Consider the following 5,624-nt stretch of genomic DNA (forward strand, 5'->3'; position numbering starts at 1 on the left):
CTTTTCACACCAAATTTTTCTAGGGTATTTTTATTTATTTTTAATTTATTTATAATTTCATTTTTTTCTATATTCATAAAGCTACCTCCATAATATTTTTTATAATTATATCACATAACTAGACTTGTGCAAAAAATCAAAAAAGAGATAATCACTTGGATCACCTCACCTTTTTATCTATCATAGATATTACATATAAGTTTTGGGCTGGCAGCCACCTTGGGTAAATGACTGCCGGGTACTGCGATACGGTTGAAAAGTTTTGTTACGGGATTATACTACCATAAAATTACAAAATTTAAAATTCTTTTTACAAATAAGCTTATTGTTTTGAATATGTATAAAATAATTTAGTATTCATATAAATTACAAACTAGAAGAAAATTAATCATTATTATTCAAAGGTATTTTCATAGAAAAATTTCAAATTTTATCTTATTTCGTTTAAGGTCTTTATAACTTTTCCACAGACAATAAAATCATCATATTCATCTACAATAATAGGAGAATACTCGCTGTTATCAGAATAGAGAATTACAATATTATTTTTTTTAAAAAATCTTTTTACGTAAGCTTCACCATTTAAAAGAAAAACACCGATGTCTTTAGATTTAAGCTCAGTGTCTTTTTTCATTACTATGACTGCCTTGTCTGTGATAGTTGGCTCCATAGAATGTCCACTAACTATGATTCCGATACAATTTTCTTTCCCACTCAGATGTAAAGATATATATTCTAAAGGAACCGAATCAGGAATATATCCACATCCAGCTGAAACACTTTCATAGATGGGGATTGTATCAACTTTAGTATCTGAAATTAACTCTATTTGTTGGTTAATCTTATCATTAAAGTCTGGGAGATAATAATCTGAAAGGGCTTCTTCTTCAATTATACCTGCTACTTTATATAGCTCGATATAATTCATATCTAAACCTGTAGCTATTTTTTTTAGATGCTCAAAATTAATTTTTTTCCTTTCTCCAACTTCTATTCTGTGTATAACAGAGGTTTCTAAATCACTTTTGTATGATAACTGACCTTGGGATAAATTTAGGCTTTCTCTTCTCTTTCTAATGAACTCTCCAACTTTTTTAATATCCATTTTTATTCCTTTCAATCAATTTAATTTCATTATAGTTTACTTTATTAATTGACAGTTAGCATAGTATTTTTTATTTTTTATTGACAAATAGCAATTTAAATTATAATATTTTAGTGTCAAAAAGCAATTAAGGAGGTGGATCATTTTAGTAAAAATAAAAAGCATCATTTTAAAAAAAAGTATACGCATATCTGAACTATCTGAGAAAACATCATTAGACTATAAATCTCTTCACAATATCATCTCAAACAAAACTAAAGGGGCAAAATTCTCCACTTTAGATAAGATTGCTAAGGCTTTGGATATTTCTATTGATGAGCTTTTTGACAGGGAAGACTATTAAGATCTAAAGGAGGATTTTTCAATGAAAAAGTTTTTAAAAAATAATTTACATTACCTAATAGTAGCAGGGATGTTTATTTTAGTTAAAGAGATTGGGTTGGCTTCATCTTCAGACATGCCCTTTGTAGGACCCCTTGAAGAGATTATGTTGGCAATTACAGGTCCAGTTGCTAAATATTTAGCAATTATTTGTGTTGCAGGATGTGGTCTAGCTATGTCCTTTGGTGAGATGGGTGGAGCTATGAAAAGGCTTGTTAACATTGTATTCGGTATTTCGATAGTTTTTGCTGCAGTTAGTTGGGTTCCAACCTTCTTCAGTTTTTCAGGTGGAGTTAATTTCTAAGGAGGGAAGCGATGAACTATAAACAAGATACTCCCCCTTTGGTTGCTAATTGTCAAAAGATAAACCCCATGGATTCCTGGCATGATAGATATTTAAACCTATCTAAAGGAATCAGAAACTGGCAGCTAGCTTTTTTTCTAATCTTTATTCTTTTTACCGGTTCTCTTATAGCTACATATTTCATAAGTATCAAAGCAACATTTGTTCCATACATAATTGAAGTTGAGAAAAATGGAAAAGTTAACTCTATAGGCAAACCACTGGAACAAAATTATAAAGTAACTGAGGGACAGATAAAATATTTTTTACGTCAATTTATTTTAAACACCAGGACAATATCTTTAGATCCGGTTCTTTATGGTAAAAAATATAAAGAAGCCTTCTACTTTGTCAGTAAACAGTCAAAGCAAAAACTTGGATTATTGTATGAAGAAGATGAAGTTCTTAAAAAATTAACGGCTAAAGAAACGGTTTCACCAGAGATTATTTCAATTACTAAAATCGCTGGTATTCCTAACTCTTACCAAATAAGATGGTCTGAAACATATTTTGGAAAAGAAGGAGGGATAAAAGAAAAAAAACAGTTTTCTGGAATTTACACAATCTCTTCAAACCCTCCTCAAACAGAAGAGGCTTTATATAGAAATCCACTTGGAATCATTATCGAGGATTTTTCACAGTCTATTGAAATATAGAAGGAGAATGAAAATGAAAAAATTATTATTAGTAACTTTTATCATTATTAGGTGTCTTTCATTCTCAGAAGAATCGACTTACCGAGATTTTTCCATGAAAGAACCGGTTATAAGATCAGGCTTAAAAGAAGCTAAAGAAAACATTGCGAGAAGTTTTGTTTTTAACCAAGGAGATATGTATCGAATCTATGCTAGAGAGGGATTTTTAACAACAATATTACTCCAGCCTAGAGAAGAAGTTGTATTCTTAGGTGGGGGAGATACTTCTAGATGGGCTATCGAGCAAGCAACAACAGGATCTAACGAAGGAGAAAGAACTGCAATATATATCAAGCCATTTCAACAAGAAATAAAAACAAATTTGGTTATTAATACAAACAAAAGGCAGTACCACCTTTTTCTTCAAAGTGCAAAAAATTATTATAACCCTTTAGTTAGTTTTATATATCCTAGAGAAGCTCAATTGAAATACAAAATTAAAGAACTTAAGGATAAAAAACAACTAACCCCAGTAAATACAGAGAATCTTTTCTTTGGGTATAAGATAAATCATGCAAAGTATAAAATAGCTCCCTCTCAGGTATTTGATGACGGTCAGAAAACTTTTTTGATAATGAAAACTGAAATAAAAAGCTCTGAGGCTCCTGTAATTTATGTTGAAGATCCTCTTACTGGAGATACAGCTTTAGTCAACTATAGAATTAAGGGAAATTATTATATAGTTGATCGGATTTTTGATAAAGCAATTATAAAGCTTGGCAAAAAAGAAGTGAAAATTAAGAAAACTGCCACTTCTACTGGAAAAAAGGAGGATAATATTAATCTGTCTGGTCGTAGAGGTGAGCTCTAATATGTCAGAAAGTTCAAATGAAAAAAAAGGAAAAAAAGATGAAATTCCAGGAAAACACATAAATAAAAAATCAATAATAATATTATTTACTCTAATCCTTGGATCTATAATTTTAACTTCATCTTTTAAAAGAAAAGGAGTTTCCGAGGAAAAAGAAAGTCTAAACTTAGAGGAAAAAATGACAGTTAATAATGTTTCAGATCTTCCGACCAGCTATCAAGAAATGATGCTAAAAGAAGAAGCAAAAGTTAATATAGATAGTAGCAATTATCAAGAAAGTATAACCTATAAGAATCAAATGGTAGATGGAGAACACCAAAAGAAATTAGATAAACTTTACCAAGATGCTGAACTGGGTAAAAAAAGTGGAATAGGATTTAGTGTCAATAACAGAAATTATGGAAATACCTCGATTAAGCAAACTACTAATATTTCAAGAGAACAGGATTTAAATGACCAAGGAAGCAAGAATTCTTTCTTAAAAAATAAAGAATCTAGTCCTACCTACCTTGGAAATTATATAGAAGATCCGATATCACCATATGAAATAAAAGCAGGAACAGTAATACCAGGTATTATGATTACCGGAATTAATTCAGATCTACCTGGAAATATAGTAGGTCAAGTGAGAGAGTCAGTATTTGATACAGTTTCCGGGAACTATCTTTTAATTCCTCAAGGCACTAAAATTTTTGGAACTTATGACTCAAATGTTAGTTGGGGACAAAATAGAGTACTAATTGTCTGGCAAAGGCTTATTTTCCCTAATGGAAAATCAATTAGTCTTGCTAATATGCCAGGTGTTGACCTTACAGGCCATGCAGGTTTCAGCGATAAAGTAAATAATCACTTTGGAACACTTTTAAAAGGAGTAGTGCTTACATCAATTACAGGTGCCGGCTCAGCAATAGTAACAAATGATGAAAATAATGATTACGAATCTGAGGCTGCTAAGGCTGCAGGAATAGCAATTATTAATGTCGGGAATGATTTTGCAGAAAAGGCCTTGGATGTACAGCCCACCATTGAGATAAGAGCAGGATATAGATTTAACATCATGGTAAATAGCGACATGATTTTAACACCTTATGAATAAAGAACAAAAATATTCAAAAAGGAAAACCTAATATGAAACTTAATTTTAATTTTTATAAAAAAAATATTATTGGCTATATATTCATTCTGTTTCTTCTTTCTGGCATATGGATGGCCACACAAACTTTTGCTAAATATACAGGATATCCCCACGAATTAGGTGCTCCTCTGGTTAAATTTAAAGGCATCAAAATATACAAACCTTTTTTGATTTTAATCTGGTTAAATAAATATTCACATTCTGCTCCTATTGCTTCCAAAAAATCAACACAGATATTATTTGAATTTATGTTTACAGGATTTTTCATTATGGCTATTTTCAAAAGGAAAAATTCCTCTCTGGACAGCCATGGTACTGCCAGATGGGCAAATATCTGTGATATCAGAGAAGCTGGACTTTATTTAGAAAATAAAGAAGTTGAAAAGGCTTTAAAATACTCTGGAATGTGGGATATCTATACTAAAAGACTGCCTAAAGAAGAACACCATAGGGACGGAGTTGTTTTAGGAAAAGACCGTAAAGGAAGAGAGATAATACATAATGGAGTTGAGCACATTCTGCTCATGGCGCCTACCCGTTCTGGTAAGGGGGTCGGGGTTATTATACCTACTCTTCTTACCTGGAAGCACTCAACAATTGTTAATGATATCAAAGGGGAGAACTATCAACTCACAAAAAAATTCAGAGAAACATTGGGGCACAAATGTCTGAAATTTGATCCAACAAATCCCGTCGAATCATGTAAGTATAATCCCCTTCTTGGCATTAATAAGGGGAAGGACTGTGAATATCAAGACGCCAGAATTATAGCAGAAATAATATGTGCTTCAGATAAGCCAGATCATTGGTCTCAAAGTGCAACTTCTTTTTTAACAGGAATAATCCTTCATGTTATCTATTCAGAATCTAACCCTACTCTAGGAGGAATAGTTCGTTTTTTAACGTCAACAGAAACAAATTTCGAAGATAAAATGGAACAAATAATGTTCTATCCTCATACGAACGATCACTCTATTTTTGAAAATATCTACCATGATGTTGTAAAGCTAAATGTTGAAGATGAAGAAACACAAGAGTTAATAGTAACAGAGTTTCCAAATACACATCCTGTGGCAGCAAGAGTTGCAGGAGACATGCTAGGAAAGGCAGATAAGGAAAGAGCGAGTATCGTTTCAACAGCTCTTACTAAATTA

The 5,624-nt window shown here is 31.7% G+C and carries 8 protein-coding genes; 6 read left to right on the forward strand and 2 right to left on the reverse strand.

Annotated elements, in window-relative coordinates:
* Positions 1-430: 430 nt before the first annotated feature.
* Positions 431-1,120 carry a helix-turn-helix domain-containing protein gene (locus ABZA26_RS06390; RefSeq protein WP_372713687.1) on the reverse strand — a complete coding sequence of 230 codons (690 nt, stop codon included), beginning with the start codon at positions 1,118-1,120 and terminating at the stop codon, positions 431-433.
* A 148-nt stretch (positions 1,121-1,268) separates the two neighbouring features.
* On the opposite strand from ABZA26_RS06390, the gene ABZA26_RS06395 reads away from it, so the two are divergent.
* The 5 genes from ABZA26_RS06395 to ABZA26_RS06415 are packed head-to-tail and all read left to right on the forward strand — an operon-like array spanning position 1,269 to position 4,431.
* Complete coding sequence (locus ABZA26_RS06395) at positions 1,269-1,448, forward strand: helix-turn-helix domain-containing protein (RefSeq protein WP_372713694.1); 180 nt, start codon at positions 1,269-1,271, stop codon at positions 1,446-1,448.
* A gap of 21 nt (positions 1,449-1,469) precedes the next feature.
* On the forward strand, positions 1,470-1,790 hold the full coding sequence (locus tag ABZA26_RS06400; protein ID WP_372713688.1) for a TrbC/VirB2 family protein: 321 nt from the start codon (positions 1,470-1,472) through the stop codon (positions 1,788-1,790).
* Between the two features lie 11 nt (positions 1,791-1,801).
* On the forward strand, positions 1,802-2,485 hold the full coding sequence (locus tag ABZA26_RS06405; RefSeq protein ID WP_372713689.1) for a VirB8/TrbF family protein: 684 nt from the start codon (positions 1,802-1,804) through the stop codon (positions 2,483-2,485).
* A gap of 13 nt (positions 2,486-2,498) precedes the next feature.
* Positions 2,499-3,335: a TrbG/VirB9 family P-type conjugative transfer protein gene (locus tag ABZA26_RS06410; protein WP_372713690.1), complete on the forward strand. Its 837-nt coding sequence runs from the start codon at positions 2,499-2,501 to the stop codon at positions 3,333-3,335.
* Between the two features lies 1 nt (position 3,336).
* Positions 3,337-4,431, forward strand: coding sequence for a TrbI/VirB10 family protein (locus ABZA26_RS06415; protein WP_372713691.1), 1,095 nt, complete (start codon positions 3,337-3,339; stop codon positions 4,429-4,431).
* A gap of 73 nt (positions 4,432-4,504) precedes the next feature.
* On the opposite strand, the gene ABZA26_RS06420 is transcribed toward ABZA26_RS06415, so the two are convergent.
* A complete protein-coding gene (locus ABZA26_RS06420) occupies positions 4,505-4,753 on the reverse strand; it encodes a hypothetical protein (protein WP_372713692.1) in 249 nt (82 codons plus the stop codon).
* Between ABZA26_RS06420 and ABZA26_RS06425 the strand changes: the two genes are divergently transcribed.
* Positions 4,740-5,624, forward strand: an 885-nt coding sequence (locus tag ABZA26_RS06425; RefSeq protein ID WP_372713693.1) for a type IV secretory system conjugative DNA transfer family protein, incomplete at its 3' end; no start/stop codon positions are given. The genes ABZA26_RS06420 and ABZA26_RS06425 overlap by 14 nt on opposite strands.

Origin of the sequence: Ilyobacter sp., from assembly GCF_041583315.1 — a bacterium.
In the GTDB taxonomy this organism is placed as follows: Bacteria; Fusobacteriota; Fusobacteriia; order Fusobacteriales; family Fusobacteriaceae; genus Ilyobacter.